The sequence below is a fragment of the Desulforamulus reducens MI-1 genome, assembly GCF_000016165.1.
In the GTDB taxonomy this organism is placed as follows: Bacteria; Bacillota; Desulfotomaculia; order Desulfotomaculales; family Desulfotomaculaceae; genus Desulfotomaculum; species Desulfotomaculum reducens.
Genome location: NC_009253.1, coordinates 223,434 through 249,459, shown reverse-complemented (window position 1 = coordinate 249,459; position 26,026 = coordinate 223,434). Strand labels below are relative to the sequence as shown.

Sequence of the window (26,026 nt, the reverse complement as noted above, 5' to 3'; positions counted from 1 at the left end):
TAAATTAGGATTTAGGTTAACACACAAACTAAACTAAGTCAATGCATATTTCAATAATATGCAAAAAAACCTATATTATGCCCCAACGATTCAGGATAACCATGGCTGTTATCACTGCAACAACAATAAGTATCAGGAAGTCCATCATTTTATATTGGTACTGCTTGAGCTTTGTACGGCCTTGGTCTCCCCGATAACAGCGTGCCTCCATTGCTAGGGCCAGTTCGTCCGCTCTCCTCAGAGAGCCAGCCAGTAGTGGTACTAACAAAGCCACAGCAGCTTTTAACCTAGGGCCAAGTTTCCCGGCAGCAATGCTTCCCCCTCTGGCCTGCTGCGCCTTCATGATCGCTTCAGCTTCCTCTAGTAATGTGGGTATAAACCGCAGTGCGATGGCCATCATCATGGCCAGTTCATGGGCTGGTAACCCCAAGGGCTTAAAGGGCTGGAAAAGTTTCTCCAAGGCTCCGGTCAGGTTAACCGGGGTGGTGGTCATGGTCAACAGCATGGCTGTCAAAATCAGTAAAGTTAATTGGTAAGCGAGCTTTAAGCCCAATAGTAAGCCCTCCCGGCTTACGGCTAAAAAACCCCACTGCCATAATACTTCGCCTGGATAAGTAAGGGTCTGTAATATAAGACTAATCAATAGAAACAGCCAGAGAAATTTCATCCCCCGTAAGAAGGAAACCATAGGTACCCTAGCCAAGGCCACTGCCAAAAATACCATGGTAGCCGTTATTAAATAACCCAGCCTGTGATTCGCCAGGAGTACCGCTGCAATAATCAGAGGCATGGCCAAAAGCTTTGCCCGGGGATCCATATGATGAATAATGGATTTTGTAGGATAATACTGACCAACTGTTATGTTTGAAAAAAGGAACAAGGTATTTCCTCCTGTGTAACCATTAGCTTTTAGTCATTAGTCATTAACTCTTGTTTTATTTACATATATCTAAAGGACTAAAGTCTTTGGCTACCCTTTATCGCTTAGCCTTTAGTATTCTCTCCAGTTCCCGTTCTGCCTCCTGTAGGGTGGCAAGATTTTTTATATTAAATCCCTTCACTCTTAGAGAAGTGGCAAGTTCTGCTGCAAAAGGAACTGAAAGTCCAGCGGACGCCAGTTCCTCTCCTCGGCAAAATACCTCCCGCGGTGTCCCTTCCATGATCAGCTTCCCCCGTTGCAAAACAGTTACACGATCAGCCCGGTTAGCAACCTCCTCCATATCATGGGTTACCAGCACTACGGTTACTTTTTCTTTTTTACAAAGGCTAGAAAACATCCCCATCAACTGTTGCCTCCCCTGGGGGTCTAAGCCAGCTGTTGGTTCATCTAGCAGTAATATCTTGGGCTCCATGGCTAAAATCCCGGCTATGGCAACTCTTCGCTGTTGCCCGCCACTAAGCTTAAAGGGTGAAATATGAAAGTATTCTTCCTCCAGTTTTACCTTATCCAGGGCCATTTGAACTCTGCTTTTGACCTCGTCCTGCTTGAGGCCCAGGTTTTGAGGTCCGTAGGCTACATCATTCCATACTGTGTCCTCAAATAACTGTTTTTCTGGATACTGGAAAACAACACCCACCTGCCGCCATAATTGAACTCGATTTTTCTTAGCACTAAGGTCTAGTCCTGCAATTTTTACCGTTCCCTCGCCTGTAATTAAGCCAGCCATCACTTGTAGCAGCGTTGACTTACCTGATCCCTGGGGCCCTATAATAGCCCGAAATTCACCCTTTGACACCAGCAAACTAATTTCACTTAGGGCTTGTCGTTCCATGGGAGTTCCAGCAGCATAGATAACGTTCAGTTTGTTAATTTCTATAACTGGGGACATAGATATTCAATCCAATCTGATACATGTAATGGTGAAGTAGGCACTGGCAAACCCTTTAGCTTTAAACGTCGGGCAAGTTCCGTGGCTGGCGGTAATTCTAGTCCAATTTTCCTTAACCATTCTATTTTTGAAAAGCATTGGACTGGTGATCCCTGAAAGGCCAGTTTCCCCTGTTCCAGAACCATCACTCGATCTGCCATAACAGCTTCTGTCATATCATGGGTTACCAACACAATGGTTGTACCCCTTTGTTTCAATCTTTCCAGTTCCAGCATTACCCTTTTTCTTCCTCCGGGATCCAGCATAGAGGTAGGCTCATCCAGAACCAGTACTTCTGGTTCCAAGGCCAAGACAGAGGCAATGGCCACTCGCTGTTTTTGTCCGCCAGATAACCTGTGCGGTGGAAACTCCAGATATTCTGACAATTCCATTCTTTCACTTATTTTACGGATACGCCTTTTCATTTCCTCTGGAGAAATACCCAGGTTCTCCATACCAAAGGCCAATTCCTCTTCCACCAATGCAGCTACCAGTTGGTTATCGGGGTTTTGAAAGACCATGCCCACTTTACGACGTATTTCCCAGGTGTACTGGTTATCCGAGGATAGCAGCCCATCGACAATTACTTCACCCTTAACTGGTAACAATAAGCCATTTAAAAGCCTGGCTAGGGTCGATTTGCCGGAACCATTGGGTCCTAGCAGCGCAATCATTTCACCTTGATAAACCTTCATATTTATGTCTGCCAGAGCTTGTTTTTTACCGGTTTCCGGGTAGCTGTAGGATACATCTTGTACGGATATGATAGGTGTACTCATAGCACCTCACTGAAGATTTGTAACCCTTTACTTTTAGCATCTGTGTTAAAAACCTTATATGCCTCCGGTAGGAGACACCCTTGGACTTGGGACAGTTGCAAAAGGCCCCGGGAGTGCGCACAATGGCGCCCACCCGGGGCCTTTAACCGTTGCCTTGAGGCAAGGCGAAACGGAAACCGCACAGCCCGGGGTTTCCGCTAATTATTTACGCCATGGAATTATACTAGTTCCAACAGCACCATTTCAGCTGCGTCACCCCGGCGATAACCCACTTTAATAATACGAGTGTATCCGCCTTGGCGCTCAGCATATTGGGGAGCGATGGTATCAAAAAGTTTTCTTACTACATCTTCTTCATAGATGTATTCTAAGCACTGGCGGCGAGCAGCCAGATCGCCCTTCTTGGCAACAGTAACCAGCTTCTCAGCAATGCTGCGTACATCTTTAGCTCTGGGTCCGGTAGTTTCAATCCGTTCATCCCGGAATAAAGAGGTAACGAGGTTTCTCAGCATAGCTTTGCGATGGCCAGTGGTTAAACCAAATCTACGATAGCCCACAATTCGTCCCTCCCTTACTCATCCTCTTGCCTAAGCGACAGGCCTAGTTCATGCAATTTATTTATCACTTCTTCCAGCGACTTCTTACCGAGGTTACGAACTTTCATCATATCCTCTTCGTTACGCTGAATCAGTTCTTCAACAGTGTTTATGCCAGCCCGTTTTAGGCAGTTATAGGAGCGTACAGACATATCAAGTTCCTCAATGGTCATCTCGAGAATCTTGTCCTTTTGCTCCTCTTCTTTTTCCACCATAATTTCAACATCGTTGACTGTTTCAGTTAAACCAATAAACAGCCGTAAATGTTCACTTAAAATTTTGGCAGATAGGCTGGTAGCCTCGTCCGGTCGGATACTGCCGTTGGTCCAGACCTCAAGAGTGAGCTTGTCATAGTCCGTAATCTGACCTACACGGGTATTTTCCACATTGTAGTTCACCCTACGCACCGGTGTATAGATGGAGTCGATGGGTATAACCCCAATTATATGCTCACCCTTTTTATTCTTCTCTGCTGAAGAATATCCCCGGCCTTTGTTTACAGAAATTTCCATAAACAGCCGTCCACCGGTGTCAAGGGTTGCCAGATGCAAATCAGGGTTTAAGATTTCCACATCGGCATCGTGAATAATATCACCGGCAGTGACGGGACCTTCGGTTTGTGCTTCCACCCGAAGAACTTTTTCCTCGTCGCTGTGAATCTTAAGGCAAAGATTTTTCAGGTTTAGAATAATATCGGTAACATCCTCCTGAACCCCCGGAACTGTGGCAAACTCGTGCAATACACCCTCGATTTTAACGGATGTAACAGCAGCTCCAGGCAGGGAGGATAGTAGAATCCTGCGAAGAGAGTTGCCCAGGGTAATCCCGTAACCCCGCTCCAGAGGTTCTACTACAAATTTACCGTATGTGTTATCCTCACTCTGTTCTACAATCTCAATCTTCGGCTTTTCAATCTCCAACAATTCGGTAACCCTCCTTTGGCCGGACCGGAACTAACCTATAACCGACCAATTACCTGGAATACAGCTCGACAATTAGATGCTCTTCAACCGGAGCGTCGATTTGATCCCGGCTGGGTAATGCAATAACTCTGCCTTTAGCTTCCTGCCCATCATACTCTAACCAAGCTGGAGTAGTACGGTCAGCGGCTCTCTCAACTAATTCTTTGATACGGGGAGAGGCCTTACTCTTTTCACGAACAGCAATTTCATCTCCTACGCGAACCTGGAAGGATGGAATATTTACCTTCTTACCGTTTACGGTAAAATGACCGTGACGAACCAGTTGTCTTGCTTCAACTCTGGAAGCACCCAGGCCCAGACGGTAAACTACATTATCCAAGCGACGCTCTAACAGACGCAGTAGGTTTTCACCGGTAATACCGGGTTGACGCTCTGCATGCTCGAAGTAGTTACGGAAAGGCTTTTCCAGTACGCCGTAGATACGACGCGCTTTTTGCTTTGCACGTAACTGAATACCATATTCAGAAACCTTCTTACGACCTTGACCATGTTGTCCGGGAGCATAGCTACGACGGTCAATTGCACATTTCCCGGTGTAGCAGCGGTCTCCCTTTAAATACAGTTTCAGGCCTTCACGCCGACATTGACGGCAGTGTGGACCAGTGTATCTTGCCATGGAAACTCATGCACCTCCCCTATTACACTCTCCGGCGTTTAGGCGGCCGGCAACCATTATGCGGAATTGGAGTAACATCTTTGATCATGTTTACTTCCAGACCAGCAGCTTGCAAGGAACGAATTGCAGCTTCACGTCCGGAACCGGGTCCCTTAACGGTAACCTCTACTTCTTTCAAGCCGTGTTCCATCGCATCTTTGGCAGCGGCTTCTGCAGCCATTTGGGCGGCAAAGGGAGTGCTTTTACGAGAACCCTTAAAACCAACCTGACCAGCGCTGGACCAGCCAAGAGTGTTGCCCTTAAGGTCGGTGATGGTAACAATGGTATTGTTAAAGGTGGACTTGATATGTGCCACACCTTGTTCAACGTTTTTCTTATCTTTACGTTTAGTTCTTACTTGGCGACGAGCCATGTTTGTTCTTTACCCCCTCTCGCCTTACTTCTTCCTGCGTGCACCAACGGTCTTTTTGGGACCCTTACGGGTACGAGCGTTGGTCTTTGTGCGCTGACCGCGAACAGGAAGTCCGCGACGGTGTCTGATACCACGGTAGCAGCCAATCTCAATCAGACGCTTGATGTTAAGTGCAACTTCTCTACGGAGGTCACCTTCAACCTTAGTGTTTTTATCGATATAGTCTCTAAGTTTGTTTACTTCTTCTTCAGTTAAATCTTTGATTCTAGTATCCGGATTTACACCGGTTTGAGCTAGAATTTTTTGAGCGGTGGGCTTACCAATACCGTAAATATAGGTAAGAGCGATTTCTGCTCTTTTATCTTTCGGCAGGTCCACCCCGGCAATACGTGCCATATTACGAATACACCTCCCGTGTTACCCTTGCTTTTGCTTGTGCTTGGGGTTTTCGCAGATAACCATAACCTTACCTTCACGGCGGATGATCTTGCATTTTTCACAAATCGGTTTAACCGATGGTCTGACTTTCATAATGTAACCCTCCTTTGGGGGATCTTGTTTACTTGAAGCGGTAAACGATGCGACCCCGGGTTAAGTCATAGGGAGACAGTTCCACCGTAACCCTGTCGCCAGGTAGTATACGGATAAAATTCATTCGAATCTTGCCCGATACATGTGCCAATACCTTGTGTCCGTTCTGAAGTTCCACCCGAAACATCGCATTCGGAAGCGGCTCTAATACTTTACCTTCAACTTCTATAACATCATTTTTTGACATTGCTCTTTTCCCAACCTCCTTACCCTTTGAGTAAAGGTTCTTCCTGGAGTTTTTTCATCATTGCAGCCAGTTCTGATCTTATATCAGCATTTGTTACCTTCATTTGGGCAGCTATTTTGGTTCCGATATTTTCTGAAGCTACCGGCCAAATCTTTAGATGCTTAAGGTTCTTTCTCTTGGGTTTTTCAACCCCTCGATATTCACCGTCGGTAACATAAACAAAGCTGTTATCAGACTTGCTTAGAACCAGGTAGTACCTTTCCGTATCGCGCCCTTGGGTCGAACTTACCAATTGCCCGGCCCTCACTTCATCTACCAAACCTTGCACCTCCTACACCTCTCCGTGCCTTGGTCACTTAAAGCTTTGTTAGGATCTCTGGTGTATCATCGGTTATGGCGATTGTATGTTCAAAGTGAGCAGACAACCTTCCGTCAAGAGTTACGACCGTCCAATTATCATCAAGGGTACGTACCTCAAAGGTGCCTAGGTTTACCATTGGTTCAATTGCTAATGTCATTCCCCGCTTAAGCCTGGGCCCGCGGCCAGGAGGCCCAAAATTGGGAATCTGCGGATCCTCATGCATTTTGGCCCCTATGCCATGCCCTACATAATCCCGAACGACTGACATGCCCTGTTTCTCAGCACACTTTTGTACTGCATGAGAAACATCTGAAAGACGATTACCTTCCACTGCTTGAGCAATGCCGGCGTATAAAGATTCTTCGGTGACCCTTAATAGTTCCTGAGCTTCATGACTGATGTTTCCCACAGGAAGGGTAAGGGCACTGTCACCAACAAAACCATTTATTACCGCACCACAATCAATGCTAATAATATCCCCATTTTCCAGTTTTCTTAAACCGGGAATTCCATGAACAACTTCATCATTCACAGAAGTGCACAGGGTACCTGGAAAACCGCCGTACCCTTTAAATGCCGGTCTGGCACCTTGACTAATAATAAAATCCTCTGCTTTAGCGTCAAGCTCCTTGGTGGTAACACCTGGCTTAACCATATCGTTAAGAATCTTAAAGGTTTTCGCCACTACGCCACCGGCATCCCGCATATATTTCAGTTCACGTTCATTTTTTATCGTAATCATCTGAATCACCCGCTACTTCAAGAAGCCTTGATAACTCCGCATCAGCAGGTGAGATTCAATCTGCTTCATCGTATCTAAGGCCACACCCACCACAATTAGCAGGGCAGTGCCACCAAAGTATACGTTTGGAATACGGGTTAAAGCCAATATTACGTTAGGCAGGATAGCAATTAACGCTAGGAAAACTGCACCGGCCAATGTAATTCTACTCATAACCTTGCCGATGTACTCCGCGGTAGAACGTCCCGGGCGTAAGCCCGGAATAAAACCACCATACTTCTTAATGTTCTCGGCCATATCAACAGGGTTCATAATTACTGCTGTGTAGAAGTAAGTAAACCCAACAATTAATAAAGCGTAGAGAACACTGTTGAGAACGCCTCCCCAGGCAAACCACCTTAGGTACCAATCGGCAACTGCATTACCATGAAACCAGGAAGCTATTTGACCTGGGAACATTAACAGTGAAGAAGCAAAGATAATCGGAATAACACCAGCCTGGTTAACTTTTAAAGGCAAATGAGAGGTTTGACCACCATAAACACGGCGTCCCACCACACGCTTTGCATACTGTACAGGGATACGGCGTTGACCTTCCTGTACATAGATAACCGCAGCAATCACCAAAGTCCCGATAATCAGTAGAACCAGGATACTCAGGATGTTAATGGTGCCTGCCTTTAGGTACTGACCAATATTTACCATGGCAGATGGTATTCTTGAGACGATACCCGTAAAGATCAATAATGATATCCCATTACCGATTCCCTTTTCGGTGATTTGTTCACCAATCCACATCAGAAGAACAGTACCAGCCGTAAATGTAATGGCGACGGTTAGGTAGTTCAAGACGCTAGGGTTAACCAGCGCACCCTTCAGTGCCATGGTCATGCCAATGGCCTGAACAAATGCTAACACAGCGGTAAAGTAACGGGTATATTGGGTGATCTTTTTACGCCCCTCTTCTCCTTCTTTGGCCAATTTCTCCAGATGGGGAATGACCACCGTTAGAAGCTGCATAATAATTGAGGCGTTAATATAGGGGGTGATACTCATTGCAAAGATACTTGCATTTTTGAATGCACCCCCGGAGATTACATCAAAGAAGCCTAACAGTTGGCCCTTTGTTAGCAGGTTGGCAAATGCCTCCGGGTTAATTCCGGGAACCGGTATATGGGCACCCACCCGGAACAAGAAAAGCATTGCCAGGGTAAAAAGCAGCTTGCTCCGCAGTTCGTCTAGTTTGAACGCAGTTGTCAGGCTGTTTAACACCCTTAGATCACCTCGGCTTTTCCGCCTGCAGCAGTGATTTTCTCAACTGCCGATTTACTAAAGGCGTGAACTTTTACGGTTAAAGCCTTTTCCAGGATACCATCACCCAATATCTTTACACCGTCGCCGACCTTCTTAATTAAACCTGCTTCTAATAATAATTCTGGAGTTACTTCAGTGCCAGCTTCAAACACATTCAGTTCATCTAAGTTAATAGCAGTGATCTGCTTCTTGAAGATGTTTGTGAAGCCCCTCTTTGGGAATCGCCGTTGTAAAGGCATTTGACCGCCTTCAAAACCAGGGCGTACACCGCCACCGGATCTTGCGTTTTGTCCCTTGTGACCTTTGCCGGCAGTTTTACCTAATCCGGAGCCGATACCCTGACCCTTACGGGTGGGTTTTTTTCTTGCACCGGGAGCTGGTCTTAATTCGGAAAGATTCACCGGTACACCTCCTTTAGGCTTCCTCAACCTTAACCAGGTGAGCAACTTTATTGATCATACCCCGAATAATGGGGCTGTCGTTTTGTTCTACCATACTATTGGTCTTACCTAAGCCAAGGGCGCGGACAACTTTCCGCTGTGCCTCAGGCCTGCCGATAAGACTGCGTACAAGGGTTATTTTCAGCTTGGCCATTGTCCGTCCCCCTAACCTAATAATTCTTCTACGGTTTTACCCCGTAAACGTGCTACTTCTTCAGGGGTCTTAAGCTGCTTAAGTCCCTCCATGGTAGCATTTACCATGTTGTTAGCATTGTTGGTGCCAAGGGATTTGGTTAAGATGTCCCTTACACCTGCTAATTCCAGGATGGCACGTACAGGACCACCTGCAATAACACCAGTACCTTTGGCAGCTGGCTTCATCAGTACTTTTCCTGCTCCGAAACGACCTTGGATCTGGTGAGTAATGGTAGTTCCATTTAAGGGAACTTTAATCATGTTCTTCTTAGCGTCTTCAATTCCCTTGCGGATAGCTTCGGGAACTTCTGCGGCTTTACCTAGACCGGCACCCACGTGTCCGTTACCGTCGCCAACTACCACCAGAGCGGAGAAGCTAAAGCGCCGACCACCCTTAACTACCTTGGCAACACGGTTTATATACACAACCTTTTCGGTTAGTTCCAGCTTGCTGGCATCAATTCTCGCCATGTGTCGTTGCTTCCCTCCTTTGCGATCAGACTAGAAGTCTAATCCTGCTTCTCTGGCAGCCTCTGCCAGAGCTTTTACACGACCGTGGTAGAGGTAACCAGCACGGTCAAATACAACTTCTTTAATACCCTTTTCCAGGGCTAGCTTGCCGACTAAGTCGCCGACTGCTTTAGCAGCTTCAACATTGCCACCGTTTTTAAATGTTTCTTTTAACTCCGGCGATAGGGTTGAAGCAGCAACCACGGTCACGCCAGTTTCATCATCGATGAGTTGGGCATACATATTGTTTAGGCTACGGAATACGTTAAGACGTGGTCTTGCCGCTGTGCCCAAAATTTTATTCCGGACTCTGCGACGGCGTTTTGCACGTATCGCTTTACGGTCAGGTTTGGTAAGCAACCGAGTTCAACTCCTTCCCTATTTCTTGCCTTTACCGCCGGCTTTACCAGCCTTACGACGAATAATTTCGTTTTCGTATTTAATACCTTTACCTTTGTATGGTTCAGGTTCACGAACAGCACGAATATTCGCTGCTAATTGCCCTACCGCTTGCTTATCGCTTCCTTTGATGGCAATCTTAGTTGCCGCAGGAACTTCAATTTCGATACCAGCGGGGGGCTCTATTTCTACTGGGTGAGAATAACCAATGGTCAGTACCAGCTTGTTGCCCTGCTTGGCAGCACGGTAACCAACACCTACCAGCTCAAGATTACGCTGGAAGCCGTTGGTCACTCCTTCTACCATGTTGTTTAACAGGGTGCGGGTAAGACCGTGTAAAGCTCTGTGATCTTTTGCATCGCTGGGACGCTCAACCACCAGATTGCCTTCCTCCAGCTTAATATTCATATCCTGGTGGAATTCCTGTTCCAATTGGCCTTTGGGTCCTTTAACGCTGATAACATTACCGTTAATTTTCACGTCTACACCCTGAGGCACTGGAATAGGCTTTTTACCAATCCTGGACATCTGTCACACCTCCTGTTACGACGCCTACCAGACGTAGCAAATAACCTCGCCACCGAGACCGGATTGACGTGCTTGTTTATCGGTCATAATTCCTTTTGATGTGGATACAATGGCGATACCTAGTCCACCTAATACTCTAGGGATTTGATCTTTCTTTGCGTACACACGCAGACCGGGCTTAGAAATTCTTTTCAGGCCGGTAATAACGCGTTGTTTGTTGGCGCCATACTTAAGATAGAGTCTAATTATACCTTGTTTACCATCTTCAACGGATTCGTAGTCTTTAATGTAGCCCTCTTGCTTCAGGATTTCAGCAATAGCCTTTTTTACGTTGGAGGCCGGGGCTTCTACTTTATCATGGTAAACAGTGTTAGCATTGCGAACCCGTGTTAAAAAATCCGCAATGGGATCAGTCATGACCATGTGATGCAACCTCCTTCCTGATTACCAGCTGGCTTTCTTTACTCCCGGAATCTCCCCACGGTAGGCAAGTTCACGGAAGCAAATACGGCAAATGCCAAATTTTCTCATATAGCCATGGGGGCGACCACATAGTTTGCAGCGATTATGACCACGTACCGTAAACTTCTGTGGTGCATTTGCCTTATTAATCATGGATTTTTTGGCCACCGAATACCCTCCTTTACCGGAAGTTAGCTTACTTTAACAAAGGGGATGCCCATAAGTTTCAGCAGCTCTCTGGCTTCTTCGTCTGTTTTGGCAGTGGTAACGAATGTAATATCCATACCACGTACCTTGTCAATTTTATCGTATTCAATTTCTGGGAAGATCAGTTGTTCTTTCAGGCCCATGGTGTAGTTGCCACGACCGTCAAAGGATTTATCTGATATCCCACGGAAGTCACGTACCCGGGGCAGCGCAACGTTGAACAGTCTATCAACAAATTCATACATACGCTCTCCACGCAAGGTAACCTTAGTACCAATTGTCATACCTGCACGCAACTTAAATGCTGCGATAGACTTCTTGGCTTTGGTAGTAATGGGACGTTGGCCGGTAATAGCCATTAGATCACCAACAGCAGCATCAACAGCTTTACTGTTTTGAACGGCTTCGCCAAGACCAATGTTAATAATAACTTTCTCCAGCTTAGGAACCTGCATGATATTCTTATAACCGAACTTTTGCATTAGATTCGGCTGAACTTCGTTCAGGTATTTATCCTTTAGCCTTGCCACGTTTTTTCCTCCTTTCCGAGCTCTTGTTAGCTGAGTGTTTCACCGCAATGCTTGCAAATACGCTCTTTGTTGCCGTTGTCCAGAACTTTCTTCTGAATACGTGTAGCCTTGTTGCACTTATTGCAGAACAGCATAACGTTGGAGCTATGGATGGGGGCCTCTTTTTCCACAATACCTCCTTGAGGCATTTGGGGAGTGGCCTTCCGGTGACGTTTAACAATGTTAACGCCTTCAACAATCACACGATTTTTTGCAGGTTCAACAGTAACTACTTTACCCTTTTTACCAGCATCTTTACCGGTGATTACCATAACAGTATCGCCCTTACGAACGTGAACTTTCGGCATGTAATTCATACACCTCCCGATTAAGAGGTGAGAGAGGGGAAATTAGAGGTTGGATCGAATTTCTCTCCTACCACTCTTACCTCTTGCTTAAATCCGATTAGATAACTTCAGGTGCAAGTGAAACGATCTTCATAAAGTCTTTTTCACGCAACTCCCGGGCTACGGGTCCAAAGATACGAGTTCCCCTTGGGGTTTTGTCATCTTTGATGACAACAGCAGCGTTTTCATCAAACTTAATATAAGATCCGTCTGGACGGCGCACTTCTTTGCTGGTGCGAACAACAACGCACTTAACAACATCACCCTTTTTAACAACGCCGCCGGGTGTAGCTTCTTTAACGGAAGCAACAATAATATCTCCAACACTGGCATAACGACGCAGGGAGCCACCCATGACACGAATGCACATTAACTTACGGGCTCCTGTGTTGTCTGCAGCTTTCAAGATCGTTTGAACTTGAATCACGGAAAATACCTCCCTTCGTGCCCGGTATTAGCCTAATTAAAGTTGTTCGGCCCGTTCCAGGATATCAATCACACGCCAGCGCTTATCTTTGGAAAGCGGACGGGTTTCCATGATACGTACAGTATCGCCAATGCGACAGCTGTTTTCTTCATCATGGGCTTTAAACTTTGTAGTTTTACGAATGGTGCGGTTATATAATGGGTGACGAACACGATCTTCAACAGCTACAACAATAGTTTTATCCATCTTGTCGCTGACAACTTTACCTTGACGAGTTTTGCGCATGTTACGCACTTGTTCCACCATCGTACCTCCTTCCTGGTCGATGACAATTTCCACTATGTTTATCGAATACCCAACTTTCTTTCGGTCTCGATGGTCTTTAAGCGGGCGATATTACGTTTAACATCTTTTATCTTCATGGGGTTATCCAATTGTCCGGTTGCCAATTGAAATCTTAACTTGAAGAGCTCATCCTTGGAGTCATCTATCTTCTTAGCCAGCTCGGCATCAGTAAGATCTCTGAGTTCCTTAACTTTCATTGGCTTCACCTACTTCCCCACGAACTACAAACTTGCATTTTACAGGCAGTTTGTGCATAGCCAGTCGCATAGCTTCACGAGCAGTTGCTTCGGGAACGCCGGCAACCTCGAACATAACACGACCTGGTTTCACAACAGCTACCCAGTGTTCCGGAGCACCTTTACCAGAACCCATACGAGTTTCAGCCGGCTTCTGGGTGATCGGCTTATCCGGGAAAATGCGAATCCATACTTTACCACCACGTTTAATATAACGGGTCATGGCAATACGAGCAGCTTCGATTTGACGGTTAGTGATCCAACCGGCCTCCAGGGCCTGGATACCGTATTCACCGAAGCTTACCTCTCTACCGCCTTTAGAAACGCCGCCGTTACCACGGGGACGGTGCTGTTTGCGGTATTTAACCCTTTTCGGAATAAGCATCGGTTACTCGCCTCCTTGACCGGCTGCGGGTTTTTTCGCTTCCGGTAAAACTTCTCCTTTATAGATCCAAACTTTAACGCCAATTTTACCGTAGGTAGTATTGGCCTCGGCGAAGCCGTAGTCAATATCAGCGCGCAGAGTGTGGAGGGGCACTTTCCCTTCGCTGTACCACTCGGTACGAGCGATTTCAGCACCGGCCAAGCGGCCACTGCAGGCAATTTTAATACCCTTAGCTCCCATTCTGAGAGAACGCTGCACAGTTTGCTTCATAGCACGGCGGAAGGCAATACGCTTTTCTAACTGGGATGCGATGTTTTCTGCTACCAGTTGAGCGTCTACTTCCGGAGTTTTCACTTCAACGATGTTTACGTGAACTTGCTTCGCAGTCATTTTCTCAAGCTCTTTGCGTAGAGCTTCTACCTCAGCGCCACCACGTCCGATAACAATACCTGGCTTAGCAGTGTGAATAGAAACTTTTACGCGGTTAGCTGCGCGTTCAATTTGAATTCTGGAAATGCCTGCTTGGTATAGTTTGCGTTTGATGTATTCACGTATTTTTACGTCCTCGATTAACAAATTGGAGTAATTGCGTTTATCAGCAAACCATTTACCTTCCCAGTCTTTGATTATGCCAACACGCAAACCCTTTGGGTTAACCTTCTGGCCCACGCAATTATCCCTCCTTTTTATCCGAAACCACTACAGTAATGTGGCTGGTCCTTCTTTTTATAATGTCGGCCCGGCCCATTGCCCTTGGCATCATACGCTTTAAGCTGGGACCCTGGTCAACAAAAATTTGGGATACTACTAATTCTTCTTTATCCATATCGTTATTGTGTTCCGCGTTAGCAGCAGCAGATTTTACCACTTTGGTTACTGCAGCAGCAGCCTTGTTCGGGGTATAGCGCAGAATAGCCAATGCTTCTTCTACTTTCTTGCCCCGAATTAAATCAACTACCATGCGGGCTTTACGCGGGGACACGCGGATAAATTTTGCGATAGCTTTCGCTTCCATCGTTTATCCCCCTTACTTAAGTCCTGTGGACCGCTCTGATTTATCAGCGTGGCCTCTATAGGTGCGGGTAGGTGCGAATTCACCCAGTTTATGTCCGACCATATCTTCAGTGATATAAACCGGGATATGCTTACGACCATCATATACTGCGATGGTGTGGCCGATCATCTGTGGGAAGATGGTGGAACGGCGGGACCAGGTCTTGAATACCTTTTTTTCGCCCTTCTCATTCATCTCGTCAACTTTTTTCAGAAGGTGATCGTCAATAAACGGTCCTTTTTTCAGAGAACGAGCCATTATGAACCTCCTTCCGGATCATGGTCATGTTCCATATTCACGGGGCCGGGTGTGTTGCAGCCCCTACTTTATTTCTTATTACGACGTTTTACAATCAAGCGATCGCTTTTCTTATTACCACGGGTCTTAACACCCATAGCCAGTTTACCCCAAGGAGTAGATGGGTTGCGACCGATTGGGTTACGACCTTCACCACCGCCGTGTGGGTGATCAACAGGGTTCATCACTTTACCGCGAACGGTAGGTCTGATGCCTAAGTGACGGGAACGACCGGCTTTACCAATGGTAACGTTCTCGTGCTCAAGGTTTCCAACCTGACCAATGGTGGCACGGCATTCTTGCAGAACTAAACGCATTTCGCCAGAGGGTAAACGCAGGTTTGCGTATTTACCTTCCTTAGCCATTAATTGTGCAGCAGCACCGGCAGAACGAACCATTTGTGCACCTGCACCGGGGTATAATTCAATGTTGTGTACCATGGTACCAACAGGAATATTGCGCAAAGGCAGGCAGTTGCCTACTTTAATGTCTGCATCCGGACCGGACTCAACAATTACGCCAACTTCCAGACCCACAGGCGCCAAAATGTAACGTTTTTCTCCATCTGCATAATTCAGCAGGGCAATACGTGCAGAACGGTTAGGATCGTATTCAATAGATGCAACCTTAGCAGGGATGCCATCTTTGTTACGTTTGAAATCAATAATGCGGAACATCCGCTTGTGGCCACCACCCTGGTGCCTAACAGTCAGTCGGCCCTGGGCGTTGCGTCCCCCGGTCTTCTTTATAGGCTCCAGCAAAGATTTCTCAGGTTCTACCTTTGTAATCTCGCTAAAGTCGGAGAAAGTTACAAACCGGCGGCCAGGTGAGGTAGGTTTATAATTTTTTACTGCCACCTGGGCTTCCCTCCTTACAGTCCTTCAAAGATCTCGATCTTGTCGCCTTCTTTTAAGGTAACAATGGCTTTTTTACGGTCAGGGGTTTTGCCGGTAAACTGACGAACACGCTTTAGTTTTCCTTTAACGCGCATGGTGTTCACCTTTTCCACCTTAACCTTGAAGATTTCCTCAACAGCCTTTTTAACTTCGGTTTTGTTAGCATTGAGATCTACAATGAAGGTGTATTTGTTCTCTGCTAATAAACCAGTACTTTTCTCGGTTACCACCGGCTTGATGAGGATGTCGCGTGGATTTTTCATTACGCCAGCACCTCCTCGATCTTAGCAACGGCGTCTTTGGTGATGACCAGCTTAGTGTATTTTAACAAGTCATAAACATTGACTCCATCGGCTTTTAAAGGTTTTACACCTTCAATGTTTCTAGCAGATTTTTCAACATTTAAATCACGAGTAGCAGTCACAACCAAAGCCTTATCAGCTTTTAGGTTTCCTAGGATACGAACCATATCTTTGGTTTTAGGAGCATCCATGGTCAGACTGTCTAATACAATGATGTTTTGATCCAGTACTTTACTGGAAAGAGCTGATTTTAAAGCCAGACGACGCACTTTTTTAGGCAGAGATATTGCATAATCGCGTGGATGGGGCCCAAATACAATGCCACCTTTGCGCCAGATGGGTGATCTGCTGCTACCTGCTCTGGCACGGCCAGTGCCCTTTTGGCGCCAGGGTTTACGTCCACCACCGCGTACCTCTGCTCTAGTTTTGGTATCATGGGTACCTTGGCGTTGGTTGGCCAGCTGCATGTTTACTGCTTCATGCATTACATGTTCGTGAGGCTCAATGCCGAACACTTCGTCCTTAAGCTCCACTTCGCCAACTTGCTCGCCGTTGATGTTATATAAAGCTACTTTAGGCATTCGTTCACAGTCCTCCTTTCGATGCGTCAATGCTACTTAACTTTGACGCTATTCTTAACCAGTAATAGGCCACCCCGGGGTCCGGGTACTGCACCTTTAATAGCAAGTAAGTTACGTTCGGGGTCAACCTTAACTACTTGAAGGTTTTGAACGGTTACACGTTCAACCCCGTAGTGACCGGGAAGTTTTCTACCCTTAAAGGTACGAGCAGGGCCTTTTGCTGCGGAGGAACCGGGCCGACGGTGATACTTAGAACCATGGGCCATGGGTCCACGGTGGAAGTTGTGACGCTTGATCCCACCAGCAAAACCTTTACCCTTAGAAGTCCCTACAACGTCTACTTTTTCGCCCTCAGCGAAAATGTCCGCTTTAATCTCTTGACCTACTTGAAAAGCTTCGAGGTCATCAACTTTTAGTTCCCTCAGAAAACGTACCGGGCGAACACCCGCTTTATTCAGGTGACCTTTGGTGGGTTTGTTCAGCAAATTCTCACGCTTTACACCAAAGCCTAACTGAATGGCACTGTACCCATCGTTTTCGGGGGTTCTTTTTTGTACTACCAGGCAAGGGCCTGCTTCAACAACTGTTACGGGGATGGCAACCCCAGCTTCGTTGAAGATTTGGGTCATGCCAATCTTTTTGCCAAGAATACCTTTTGGCATGGAAACACCTCCTGTTATAGTCAGAGGTTAGAAGTCCCCGGTTCCCCCAGGGCTCCTAACATACACTCTCGGGGTCAATTACAGTTTAATTTCAATATCCACGCCAGCGGGTAGGTCCAGGCGCATTAGAGCATCTACAGTTTTTGGAGTGGGCTCAAGGATATCAATTAAACGCTTGTGAACACGCATTTCAAACTGTTCCCGGGAGTCTTTATTTACGTGGGGGGAACGCAAAATGGTGTAAATGCTTTTTTCAGTTGGCAGAGGTACAGGACCTGCAACCTGAGCACCAGTCCGTTTGGCTGTGTCTACAATTTTTGTGGCAGACTGGTCAAGCATTTGATGATCAAAGGCTTTTAGCCTAATTCTAATCTTTTGGTTTTTCATATGTTTACTCTCCCTTCGTCCGATTCGCGGACTGCTCCATGGAAATTACCTCAGACCGCGAGCAACCTTCCACTTCATCGCTAGTCACACCGTTTTAACAGTGTTTTATACTATTCTCTAATACCAGTTACAACACCGGCACCAACGGTACGGCCACCCTCACGAATAGCGAAGCGAAGACCTTCTTCAATAGCGATGGGGGTGATAAGATCTACATCTACTTTAATGTTGTCGCCAGGCATTACCATTTCTACACCTTCAGGCAGTTGTACGATACCGGTAACGTCGGTGGTACGGAAGTAGAACTGAGGACGGTAACCGTTGAAGAAAGGAGTATGACGGCCACCTTCTTCTTTAGTCAGAACGTATACTTCAGCACTGTACTTGGTGTGGGGGTTAATGCTGCCGGGTTTAGCTAATACTTGACCGCGTTCGATTTCTTTACGGTCTACACCTCGCAACAGAGCACCAATGTTGTCACCAGCTTGTGCAAAGTCCAGCAGCTTACGGAACATTTCTACACCGGTTACAACGGTCTTACGAGGCTTTTCGTTCAGACCAACGATTTCTACTTCGTCTTGTACTTTTACTTGACCACGCTCTACACGACCAGTAGCAACGGTACCACGACCAGTGATGGAGAACACGTCTTCCACAGGCATCAGGAATGGCTTATCTACAGCACGCTCAGGGGTAGGAATGTAGGCGTCTACATTGTCCATTAACTCCCAGATTTTGCCACACCACTCGCACTCGCGCTTACCGCAGCCACATTCCAGAGCTTTTAGACCAGAGCCAGCTACGATGGGAGTGTCATCGCCAGGAAACTCATAGGAGTTCAGCAGTTCGCGAACTTCCATGTCTACCAGTTCGAGCAGTTCTTCATCGTCAACCATGTCAGACTTGTTCAGGAATACTACGATATAAGGAACGCCTACCTGACGGGACAGCAGAATGTGCTCACGGGTTTGAGGCATCGGGCCGTCAGCGGCGGATACAACTAGGATAGCACCGTCCATCTGAGCAGCACCGGTGATCATGTTCTTAACATAGTCAGCGTGACCGGGGCAGTCAACGTGTGCATAGTGACGGTTTGCGGTTTCATATTCTACGTGGGCGGTGTTAATGGTGATGCCGCGCTCACGCTCTTCAGGGGCGTTGTCAATTTCATCATAACGCTTAACAGAGGCACCGCCAGAAGTAGACAGAACTACGGTAATGGCAGCAGTCAGGGTGGTTTTGCCATGGTCAACGTGACCAATGGTACCAATGTTTACGTGGGGTTTGGTACGTTCGTATTTAGCCTTAGCCATTCTAATACTTTCCTCCTTGCACCTTTGAAAAGAATCTTATCTATTAACCTTTACGTTTAGCAATAATTCCTTCAGCAATGTTCTTAGGAACTTCTTCGTAATGGTCGTGTTGCATACTGTAAGTACCACGACCCTGGGTTTTAGAACGCAGATCGGTAGCATAACCGAACATTTCTGCCAAGGGAACAAAGGCTGACACAATTCGAGCATTGCCGCGTTGTCCCATTTCTTCAATGCGTCCACGACGGCTGTTCAGGTCACCGATTACGTCGCCCATGTACTCTTCGGGCACAGTTACTTCAACCTTGAAAATGGGCTCCAACAAAACGGGATTTGCCTTTTGGGCACCATTCTTGAAGGCCATAGAACCAGCAATCTTAAAGGCCATCTCTGAAGAGTCTACTTCGTGGTAAGAACCATCATAAAGGGTTGCTTTGATGTCCACCATCTGGTAGCCCGCCAAAATACCATTCTCCATTGCTTCTTTAATGCCGTTATCAACCGGAGCGATGTATTCTCTGGGAACCACACCACCCACGATCTTGTTAACAAACTCGTAGCCAGGACCGCCTGCTTCGAGGGGTTCCAATTCAATCCAAACGTGACCGTATTGACCCTTACCACCAGACTGGCGAACAAATTTACCTTCCGCCTTAACAGCCTTACGAATGGTTTCTTTGTATGCAACCTGAGGTCGACCTACGTTTGCCTGCACCTTGAACTCACGCAGTAAACGATCTACAATGATCTCCAGGTGCAACTCGCCCATACCAGCAATGATGGTTTGGCCGGTTTCCTCATCGGTACGCACCTTGAAGGTTGGATCTTCTTCTGACAATTTGCTTAGAGCTACACCCATTTTATCCTGGTCTGCCTTGGTTTTAGGCTCAATGGCTACGTGAATTACCGGATCCGGGAATTCCATAGACTCCAGAATAATTAAGCTCTTCTCATCACAGAGAGTGTCCCCGGTGGTTGTATCCTTCAGGCCAACTGCAGCGGCAATATCGCCGGCATAAACCTCGGGAATTTCTTCCCTGTGGTTTGCGTGCATCTGTAGGATACGACCTACACGTTCCTTTTTACCCTTTGTGGAGTTTAAAACATAGGAGCCTGACTTTAATGTCCCGGAATAAACCCGGAAGTAGCTCAGTTTTCCTACGTATGGGTCGGTCATAATCTTGAAGGCCAATGCTGCAAAGGGTTCATTATCACTAGAAATCCTTTGGTCTTCAGTGCCGGTATCAGGATTAACACCTTGAATTGGCGGAACATCTGTAGGTGCCGGCAAGTAATCGACAATCGCATCCAATAATGACTGAACGCCTTTGTTTTTAAAGGAAGAACCGCAAATTACTGGGGTGATTTTAACTGCCAGAGTGGCCTTACGAATAGCCACCTTAATTTCTTCCTCTGTCAGTTCTTCACCTTCTAGGTATTTCATCATAAGTTCTTCATCAGATTCAGCCACTGCTTCTAGCAGCTTTTCACGGTATTCTTCAACTTGATCTACCATGTCTGCAGGAATATCAGTTGTTTCACTATTTGTACCCAGGTCATCAATGTATACGATGGCCTTTTTCGTTACCAGATCCACAATGCCTTTGAAACGATCTTCACTGCCTATGGGCAGTTGAATTGCTACCGGGTTTGCGCCCAGACGATTTTTGATCATGTCCATGCCGTTAAAGAAGTCAGCACCAACACGGTCCATTTTATTGATATAGGCTAGTCTAGGCACACCATACTTATCTGCCTGTCTCCAAACAGTTTCTGACTGGGGTTCTACCCCACCGACCGAACAGAAAACAGCCACCGCACCGTCTAATACCCGAAGCGAACGTTCTACTTCAACAGTAAAATCCACGTGCCCGGGTGTGTCTATAATATTTACACGATGGCCATTCCATTGGGCTGTGGTGGCAGCAGAGGTAATGGTAATACCCCGTTCCTGCTCTTGAACCATCCAGTCCATAGTGGCTGCACCATCATGCACTTCACCAATCTTGTGAACTCTCCCGGTGTAGAACAAAATACGCTCAGTGGTAGTGGTTTTTCCGGCATCAATATGGGCCATAATGCCAATGTTGCGGGTTCTTTCCAATGGAAACTGTCGGGCCATAATGATTCCCCCTTACCACCTGTAGTGAGCAAATGCTTTGTTGGCCTCTGCCATTTTATGTGTATCTTCACGCTTCTTAACAGTTGCACCAGTGTTGTTAGCTGCATCCATAATTTCAGCAGCTAGTTTTTCTGCCATAGACTTTCCGGCACGCTTGCGGGTAAACAGAACCATCCAGCGAATGCCCAGTGTCTGACGACGTTCAGCCCGTACCTCAACAGGTACTTGGTAGTTGGCACCACCTACACGGCGAGCCTTAACTTCCAGAACAGGCATAACATTTTTCATAGCAGCATCAAAAACTTCCAGCGGGCTTTTGCCGGTTTTCTCTTTAATGATTTCAAAAGCATCATAAATAATTTTTTCGGCTACGCCACGCTTACCATCTAACATCATTTGGTTAACAAGTTTGGTTGCAATCTTGCTACCATAGATCGGATCGGGAAGTACATCCCGTTTGGGGATTCCACCTCTTCTTGGCACTAAATTTCCCCCCTTTACACAGTAATCATATATCTTTGATTCTTAATATTATTTTTTGGGACGTTTAGTCCCATACTTGGAACGGCCACGGTTGCGGTTTTGAACACCGGCAGAATCCAGTGCGCCGCGAACAATATGGTAACGTACACCAGGCAGGTCTTTAACACGGCCGCCGCGAACGAGAACCACGGAGTGTTCTTGTAGGTTATGGCCAATGCCCGGAATATACGAAGTAACTTCAATGCCGTTGGTTAAACGTACACGAGCCACTTTGCGCAGGGCAGAGTTGGGTTTCTTCGGGGTTGTGGTATATACCCTGGTGCAAACGCCACGCTTTTGGGGACATTCTTTCAGAGCAGGGGCAGTTGATTTATAAACAACTTGTTCACGACCCTTGCGAATCAGCTGGTTAATGGTAGGCATATCTCTCTACACCTCCTCTCGAAGTACTGCTATATGTTTAAGTTGAAACATTTTAGTGCTCAGTTATAGCTGCTATGGCACAGCCCACTTCAATGTTACAGGCTCTGCCTAAATCTTTCATCGTTTCAACCTTTACGGTTGGTATGTTTTGAGAAAAGCAAGCCCGAAGAATGGGATCTACCACGCGGGACTCTGCATCAGAAGCCCAATAAACTTCTTTTGCCAGAGCTTTTTCAACAGCCTTTAAGGTCTGTTTGGCCCCAATGGTTTTTCTCCGGGCAACCTTTAAAGACTCCAAAGACATGGTATTCCCACCTCCAGTAATCAAACACTTACATATAATATCACTTACATTAACCCGTGTCAATAATTTGTATTTTTAGTTCTACCAGGGTTATTTTTCAAGTGTCAGGTCGAAATCAATCTTCTCTTCATCTGAAAGGAAGTTGTAGTCCCGGTCCCTTTCAGGAAGCAGTATATCCCTGTCTTCCTCCAGGAATGGCTGACCTTCTTCCAGCACTTCTATATTGCGATAGCGTGACATGCCTGTACCTGCCGGAACCAGCTTACCGATAATAACGTTTTCTTTGAGACCAAGCAGCGGGTCCATCTTTCCTTTGATAGCTGCTTCGGTTAGTACCCGAGTGGTCTCTTGGAAGGACGCTGCGGATAAGAAGGAATCTGTGGCAAGAGAAGCCTTGGTAATACCCAATAGTACCGGTTTGGCTACAGCAGGTTCTCCACCTTGCTCAACGGCCTTACGATTTTCCTCTTCAAATTCAAAAATATCAATAAGGCCACCGGGTAGTAATTCTGTATCACCAGCTTCTTCAATCTTCACTTTTCTCAACATTTGACGAATCATAACTTCGATGTGCTTGTCGTTAATTTCCACACCCTGCAGGCGATATACCCTTTGTACTTCCTGCAGCAGATATACTTGCACTCCTGCTGGTCCCTTAATCTTTAAGAGGTCGTGCGGGTTAACGGAACCCTCTGTCAATTCGTCACCGGCCTCAATGCGCTGGCCTTCTTTTACTTTGATTCTAGCGCCAAAGGGAACGGCATAGACATTCTTTTCACCATTGTCCTTGGTGATTTCAATTTCCCTGCGACCCTTTACTTCCCGTATAGCAATGCTGCCGTCCTCTTCTGCCACAATGGCCTGACCCTTAGGTCTACGGGCCTCAAACAGTTCTTCAACCCTCGGAAGACCTTGTGTAATATCATCTCCGGCTACACCACCGGTGTGGAAGGTACGCATGGTTAACTGTGTGCCAGGCTCACCAATGGACTGGGCTGCAATGATACCCACGGCTTCACCAATATCAATGTTGCCACCTGTTGCCAGGTTCTTACCATAGCAGTGTTTACACACACCGTAGCGGGTTTTGCAGGTAATAACCGATCTAATTTTTACCTTTTCAATGCCTGCGTCTTCAATGGCCTGGGCCTGTTCTTCGGTCATCACTTGATGGTTATCTACCTGCTCCTGGGAAATGAGCACTTCCCCTGTTTCTGGGTGAACAACCACTTCCATTGGTACCCGGCCTTCCAGACGTTCATGGAGTTTTTCAATACCTTCGGTACCATCTCTAATTTCTCTGACTTCAATTCCCTCGGTGGTGCCACAGTCATCTTCCCGTACTATAACGTCCTGGGCCACATCCACCAGTCTGCGAGTCAAGTAACCGGAGTCAGCCGTACGCAGGGCGGTATCAGCCAAACCTTTCCGAGCACCGTGGGTGGAAATAAAGTATTCCAATACGGTTAAGCCTTCCCGGAAGTTTGCTTTAATTGGCAGGTCAATAATTCGTCCGGAGGGGTCTGCCATTAGACCACGCATACCGGCCAGCTGACGAATCTGCTGGATGTTACCACGGGCACCAGAGGTAGCCATCATGTAAACATTGTTAAACTTATCCAGTGTGGCCATCAAGGCTTTGGTTACTTTATCAGTAGCGTCATTCCAGATACCAATTACTTTACGGTAACGCTCGTCTTCCGTAATCAGACCCCGACGGAATTGGGTTTCGATCTTATTAACTTGCTCCTCAGCCTTGGCAAGAATCTCCTTCTTGGCTTCCGGAATAGTAATATCCGGCACCCCAATGGTGATGCCCGCCCGGGTTGAATATTTATAACCCAGCTCTTTAATGCCATCCAGTAGTTCCGCAGTATGAGCATTTCCAAGGCGGCGGTAGCAATCTGCAACAATTTTGCTTAGTGTCTTTTTGTCGCAAACTTTATTAATGTATCCTAACTCCTCGGGGATTACCTCATTGAAGATAATCCTGCCAACGGTAGTTTGTAACCGCTCACCATTTTTCCGGCGTACGGTAATTTTAGCCTGTAAGGATACTTGCTTGTTATCATAGGCCAGCATGGCCTCCTGCTCATCTTTAAAGATCAGTCCCTCGCCTAAATCACCATCTCTGTCCATGGTCAGGTAATAGGAACCCAATACCATGTCCTGAGTAGGACTGGCCACAGGCTTGCCGTCCTTGGGGTTCAGGATGTTATTAGCAGCCAGCATGAGAAGCCTAGCTTCTGCCTGAGCCTCAGCAGACAGCGGTACGTGAACTGCCATTTGGTCACCGTCAAAATCCGCGTTATAGGCTGTACAAACCATGGGGTGAATTTTAATGGCACGACCCTCTACTAAAACTGGCTCAAAGGCTTGAATACCCAAACGGTGTAGGGTTGGGGCACGGTTTAGCATAACTGGATGTTCTTTAATCACATCTTCAAGAACATCCCATACCTCCGGACGTACCCGTTCTACCATACGCTTAGCACTCTTAATGTTATGGGCATGGCCATCATTGACCAGCTTTTTCATAACAAAGGGTTTGAAGAGCTCCAGTGCCATTTCCTTGGGCAAACCGCATTGGTGCATCTTTAAACGTGGTCCTACTACGATAACCGAACGACCGGAGTAGTCAACCCTTTTACCCAGTAGGTTTTGGCGGAAGCGTCCTTGTTTCCCCTTTAGCATGTCTGACAGGGATTTTAACGGACGATTGCCAGGGCCTGTTACAGGTCGGCCACGTCGTCCATTATCGATGAGAGCATCCACAGCTTCCTGCAACATTCGCTTTTCGTTTCTTACGATGATGTCCGGTGCGCCTAAATCAAGCAAGCGTTTCAAACGATTGTTTCGGTTAATAACCCGCCGATAAAGGTCATTTAAATCCGAAGTAGCGAAACGTCCACCATCCAACTGTACCATAGGTCTTAGTTCTGGAGGAATAACTGGAACTACGTCCATGATCATCCACTCTGGTCGGTTGCCAGATTTCTTAAAGGCCTCTACGACTTCCAGCCGACGTATGGCACGGATCTTACGCTGGCCAGAAACCTCCTTTAGTTCCTGGCGCAGTTCCCTGGCCAATTCCTCCAGGTTTATTTCCACCAGCAAGACCTTAATGGCTTCAGCGCCCATGCCTGCCTTGAAATTATTGCCAAATTTATCCCTATATTCCCGATACTCGGTTTCAGTAAGTAACTGTTTTTTCAACAGAGGAGTATCGCCCGGCTCGATAACAATGTAAGAAACAAAATACAGTACTTTTTCCAATGCTCTGGGTGACATATCCAGTAGCAACCCCATGCGGCTAGGAATCCCTTTAAAGTACCAAATATGAGATACTGGGGCTGCCAGTTCAATGTGTCCTAGCCTTTCTCGGCGAACCTTGGAGCGGGTTACTTCAACACCGCAGCGGTCGCAGACAACGCCTTTGTAGCGGACACGTTTGTACTTTCCGCAGTGACATTCCCAATCCCTGGTGGGGCCAAAGATACGTTCACAGAATAAACCGTCACGTTCTGGCTTCAATGTCCGGTAGTTGATGGTTTCCGGTTTTTTTACCTCCCCACTGGACCATTGACGAATCTTGTCCGGTGAGGCAAGGCCGATACGTATACTATCAAAGTTATTTAGCTCTAACAAAGGACCTACTCCCCCTTTAGCGGATTTAGGTAAAATGGTTTACAAACCGCTCGTT

At 46.7% G+C, this 26,026-nt stretch carries 40 protein-coding genes; all 40 read right to left on the bottom strand.

The window, feature by feature from the left end; translation table 11 throughout:
- Positions 1-70 precede the first annotated feature (70 nt).
- A complete protein-coding gene (locus DRED_RS01340) occupies positions 71-880 on the bottom strand; it encodes an energy-coupling factor transporter transmembrane component T family protein (protein WP_011876634.1) in 810 nt (269 codons plus the stop codon).
- A 97-nt stretch (positions 881-977) separates the two neighbouring features.
- Positions 978-1,829, bottom strand: a complete 852-nt coding sequence (locus DRED_RS01335) for an energy-coupling factor transporter ATPase (RefSeq protein WP_011876633.1) — start codon at positions 1,827-1,829, stop codon at positions 978-980.
- Positions 1,814-2,647, bottom strand: coding sequence for an energy-coupling factor transporter ATPase (locus tag DRED_RS01330; protein ID WP_011876632.1), 834 nt, complete (start codon positions 2,645-2,647; stop codon positions 1,814-1,816). The genes DRED_RS01335 and DRED_RS01330 overlap by 16 nt, the downstream gene beginning before the upstream one ends.
- 218 nt (positions 2,648-2,865) lie before the next feature.
- Positions 2,866-3,204 carry a 50S ribosomal protein L17 gene (gene rplQ / locus DRED_RS01325; protein WP_011876631.1) on the bottom strand — a complete coding sequence of 113 codons (339 nt, stop codon included), beginning with the start codon at positions 3,202-3,204 and terminating at the stop codon, positions 2,866-2,868.
- Positions 3,205-3,218: 14 nt separating this feature from the next.
- On the bottom strand, positions 3,219-4,166 hold the full coding sequence (locus tag DRED_RS01320) for a DNA-directed RNA polymerase subunit alpha (protein ID WP_011876630.1): 948 nt from the start codon (positions 4,164-4,166) through the stop codon (positions 3,219-3,221).
- Between the two features lie 49 nt (positions 4,167-4,215).
- Positions 4,216-4,842: a 30S ribosomal protein S4 gene (gene rpsD, locus DRED_RS01315; protein WP_011876629.1), complete on the bottom strand. Its 627-nt coding sequence runs from the start codon at positions 4,840-4,842 to the stop codon at positions 4,216-4,218.
- A 22-nt stretch (positions 4,843-4,864) separates the two neighbouring features.
- Positions 4,865-5,254: a 30S ribosomal protein S11 gene (rpsK, locus tag DRED_RS01310; RefSeq protein WP_011876628.1), complete on the bottom strand. Its 390-nt coding sequence runs from the start codon at positions 5,252-5,254 to the stop codon at positions 4,865-4,867.
- Positions 5,255-5,278: 24 nt separating this feature from the next.
- Positions 5,279-5,650 carry a 30S ribosomal protein S13 gene (rpsM, locus tag DRED_RS01305; RefSeq protein ID WP_011876627.1) on the bottom strand — a complete coding sequence of 124 codons (372 nt, stop codon included), beginning with the start codon at positions 5,648-5,650 and terminating at the stop codon, positions 5,279-5,281.
- Between the two features lie 21 nt (positions 5,651-5,671).
- Entirely contained in the window at positions 5,672-5,785 is a 114-nt protein-coding gene (gene rpmJ / locus DRED_RS01300) for a 50S ribosomal protein L36 (RefSeq protein WP_003544690.1), read from the bottom strand.
- 28 nt (positions 5,786-5,813) lie between these two features.
- A complete protein-coding gene (gene infA / locus DRED_RS01295) occupies positions 5,814-6,032 on the bottom strand; it encodes a translation initiation factor IF-1 (protein ID WP_003544696.1) in 219 nt (72 codons plus the stop codon).
- Between the two features lie 19 nt (positions 6,033-6,051).
- Complete coding sequence (locus DRED_RS01290) at positions 6,052-6,360, bottom strand: KOW domain-containing RNA-binding protein (RefSeq protein WP_011876626.1); 309 nt, start codon at positions 6,358-6,360, stop codon at positions 6,052-6,054.
- Between the two features lie 28 nt (positions 6,361-6,388).
- The gene (map, locus tag DRED_RS01285; RefSeq protein WP_011876625.1) at positions 6,389-7,135 is read right to left on the bottom strand and encodes a type I methionyl aminopeptidase; all 747 of its coding nucleotides are present in this window, start codon (positions 7,133-7,135) and stop codon (positions 6,389-6,391) included.
- 12 nt (positions 7,136-7,147) lie between these two features.
- Positions 7,148-8,407: a preprotein translocase subunit SecY gene (gene secY, locus DRED_RS01280; protein ID WP_011876624.1), complete on the bottom strand. Its 1,260-nt coding sequence runs from the start codon at positions 8,405-8,407 to the stop codon at positions 7,148-7,150.
- Positions 8,408-8,409: 2 nt separating this feature from the next.
- Complete coding sequence (gene rplO / locus DRED_RS01275; protein WP_011876623.1) at positions 8,410-8,850, bottom strand: 50S ribosomal protein L15; 441 nt, start codon at positions 8,848-8,850, stop codon at positions 8,410-8,412.
- A gap of 13 nt (positions 8,851-8,863) precedes the next feature.
- Entirely contained in the window at positions 8,864-9,043 is a 180-nt protein-coding gene (rpmD, locus tag DRED_RS01270) for a 50S ribosomal protein L30 (protein ID WP_011876622.1), read from the bottom strand.
- A gap of 11 nt (positions 9,044-9,054) precedes the next feature.
- The gene (rpsE, locus tag DRED_RS01265; protein ID WP_011876621.1) at positions 9,055-9,555 is read right to left on the bottom strand and encodes a 30S ribosomal protein S5; all 501 of its coding nucleotides are present in this window, start codon (positions 9,553-9,555) and stop codon (positions 9,055-9,057) included.
- A 30-nt stretch (positions 9,556-9,585) separates the two neighbouring features.
- On the bottom strand, positions 9,586-9,954 hold the full coding sequence (gene rplR / locus DRED_RS01260) for a 50S ribosomal protein L18 (protein WP_011876620.1): 369 nt from the start codon (positions 9,952-9,954) through the stop codon (positions 9,586-9,588).
- Positions 9,955-9,972: 18 nt separating this feature from the next.
- Positions 9,973-10,521 (bottom strand): 50S ribosomal protein L6, encoded by a 549-nt coding sequence (gene rplF / locus DRED_RS01255; RefSeq protein WP_011876619.1) that lies wholly within the window; start codon positions 10,519-10,521, stop codon positions 9,973-9,975.
- A 24-nt stretch (positions 10,522-10,545) separates the two neighbouring features.
- Positions 10,546-10,944 (bottom strand): 30S ribosomal protein S8, encoded by a 399-nt coding sequence (gene rpsH / locus DRED_RS01250; protein WP_011876618.1) that lies wholly within the window; start codon positions 10,942-10,944, stop codon positions 10,546-10,548.
- Positions 10,945-10,965: 21 nt separating this feature from the next.
- Positions 10,966-11,151 (bottom strand): type Z 30S ribosomal protein S14, encoded by a 186-nt coding sequence (locus DRED_RS01245; RefSeq protein ID WP_011876617.1) that lies wholly within the window; start codon positions 11,149-11,151, stop codon positions 10,966-10,968.
- Positions 11,152-11,174: 23 nt separating this feature from the next.
- Complete coding sequence (gene rplE / locus DRED_RS01240) at positions 11,175-11,720, bottom strand: 50S ribosomal protein L5 (RefSeq protein ID WP_011876616.1); 546 nt, start codon at positions 11,718-11,720, stop codon at positions 11,175-11,177.
- 26 nt (positions 11,721-11,746) lie between these two features.
- Entirely contained in the window at positions 11,747-12,067 is a 321-nt protein-coding gene (gene rplX / locus DRED_RS01235; RefSeq protein WP_011876615.1) for a 50S ribosomal protein L24, read from the bottom strand.
- Between the two features lie 97 nt (positions 12,068-12,164).
- Entirely contained in the window at positions 12,165-12,533 is a 369-nt protein-coding gene (gene rplN / locus DRED_RS01230; protein ID WP_011876614.1) for a 50S ribosomal protein L14, read from the bottom strand.
- Between the two features lie 36 nt (positions 12,534-12,569).
- On the bottom strand, positions 12,570-12,839 hold the full coding sequence (gene rpsQ, locus DRED_RS01225; RefSeq protein WP_041274368.1) for a 30S ribosomal protein S17: 270 nt from the start codon (positions 12,837-12,839) through the stop codon (positions 12,570-12,572).
- Positions 12,840-12,877: 38 nt separating this feature from the next.
- Positions 12,878-13,075, bottom strand: coding sequence for a 50S ribosomal protein L29 (gene rpmC / locus DRED_RS01220; protein WP_011876612.1), 198 nt, complete (start codon positions 13,073-13,075; stop codon positions 12,878-12,880).
- Complete coding sequence (gene rplP, locus DRED_RS01215) at positions 13,065-13,499, bottom strand: 50S ribosomal protein L16 (protein WP_011876611.1); 435 nt, start codon at positions 13,497-13,499, stop codon at positions 13,065-13,067. The genes rpmC and rplP overlap by 11 nt, the downstream gene beginning before the upstream one ends.
- Before the next feature lie 3 nt (positions 13,500-13,502).
- On the bottom strand, positions 13,503-14,168 hold the full coding sequence (gene rpsC / locus DRED_RS01210; protein ID WP_011876610.1) for a 30S ribosomal protein S3: 666 nt from the start codon (positions 14,166-14,168) through the stop codon (positions 13,503-13,505).
- A 4-nt stretch (positions 14,169-14,172) separates the two neighbouring features.
- Positions 14,173-14,514, bottom strand: coding sequence for a 50S ribosomal protein L22 (gene rplV, locus DRED_RS01205; protein WP_011876609.1), 342 nt, complete (start codon positions 14,512-14,514; stop codon positions 14,173-14,175).
- A 12-nt stretch (positions 14,515-14,526) separates the two neighbouring features.
- On the bottom strand, positions 14,527-14,811 hold the full coding sequence (gene rpsS, locus DRED_RS01200) for a 30S ribosomal protein S19 (protein ID WP_011876608.1): 285 nt from the start codon (positions 14,809-14,811) through the stop codon (positions 14,527-14,529).
- Positions 14,812-14,879: 68 nt separating this feature from the next.
- Positions 14,880-15,707: a 50S ribosomal protein L2 gene (rplB, locus tag DRED_RS01195; protein ID WP_011876607.1), complete on the bottom strand. Its 828-nt coding sequence runs from the start codon at positions 15,705-15,707 to the stop codon at positions 14,880-14,882.
- A 14-nt stretch (positions 15,708-15,721) separates the two neighbouring features.
- Positions 15,722-16,009: a 50S ribosomal protein L23 gene (rplW, locus tag DRED_RS01190; RefSeq protein WP_011876606.1), complete on the bottom strand. Its 288-nt coding sequence runs from the start codon at positions 16,007-16,009 to the stop codon at positions 15,722-15,724.
- A complete protein-coding gene (gene rplD, locus DRED_RS01185) occupies positions 16,009-16,629 on the bottom strand; it encodes a 50S ribosomal protein L4 (protein WP_011876605.1) in 621 nt (206 codons plus the stop codon). The genes rplW and rplD overlap by 1 nt, the downstream gene beginning before the upstream one ends.
- A gap of 32 nt (positions 16,630-16,661) precedes the next feature.
- Entirely contained in the window at positions 16,662-17,291 is a 630-nt protein-coding gene (rplC, locus tag DRED_RS01180; protein ID WP_011876604.1) for a 50S ribosomal protein L3, read from the bottom strand.
- 78 nt (positions 17,292-17,369) lie between these two features.
- Positions 17,370-17,678 carry a 30S ribosomal protein S10 gene (rpsJ, locus tag DRED_RS01175; RefSeq protein WP_011876603.1) on the bottom strand — a complete coding sequence of 103 codons (309 nt, stop codon included), beginning with the start codon at positions 17,676-17,678 and terminating at the stop codon, positions 17,370-17,372.
- A gap of 110 nt (positions 17,679-17,788) precedes the next feature.
- A complete protein-coding gene (gene tuf / locus DRED_RS01170) occupies positions 17,789-18,991 on the bottom strand; it encodes an elongation factor Tu (protein ID WP_011876589.1) in 1,203 nt (400 codons plus the stop codon).
- 43 nt (positions 18,992-19,034) lie between these two features.
- The gene (gene fusA, locus DRED_RS01165; RefSeq protein WP_011876602.1) at positions 19,035-21,113 is read right to left on the bottom strand and encodes an elongation factor G; all 2,079 of its coding nucleotides are present in this window, start codon (positions 21,111-21,113) and stop codon (positions 19,035-19,037) included.
- Positions 21,114-21,125: 12 nt separating this feature from the next.
- Positions 21,126-21,596: a 30S ribosomal protein S7 gene (rpsG, locus tag DRED_RS01160; RefSeq protein WP_011876601.1), complete on the bottom strand. Its 471-nt coding sequence runs from the start codon at positions 21,594-21,596 to the stop codon at positions 21,126-21,128.
- Between the two features lie 48 nt (positions 21,597-21,644).
- Complete coding sequence (gene rpsL / locus DRED_RS01155) at positions 21,645-22,019, bottom strand: 30S ribosomal protein S12 (RefSeq protein WP_011876600.1); 375 nt, start codon at positions 22,017-22,019, stop codon at positions 21,645-21,647.
- 52 nt (positions 22,020-22,071) lie between these two features.
- Positions 22,072-22,323, bottom strand: coding sequence for a ribosomal L7Ae/L30e/S12e/Gadd45 family protein (locus tag DRED_RS01150; RefSeq protein WP_011876599.1), 252 nt, complete (start codon positions 22,321-22,323; stop codon positions 22,072-22,074).
- Positions 22,324-22,413: 90 nt separating this feature from the next.
- Positions 22,414-25,971 carry a DNA-directed RNA polymerase subunit beta' gene (rpoC, locus tag DRED_RS01145; protein WP_011876598.1) on the bottom strand — a complete coding sequence of 1,186 codons (3,558 nt, stop codon included), beginning with the start codon at positions 25,969-25,971 and terminating at the stop codon, positions 22,414-22,416.
- Between the last annotated feature and the right edge of the window lie 55 nt (positions 25,972-26,026).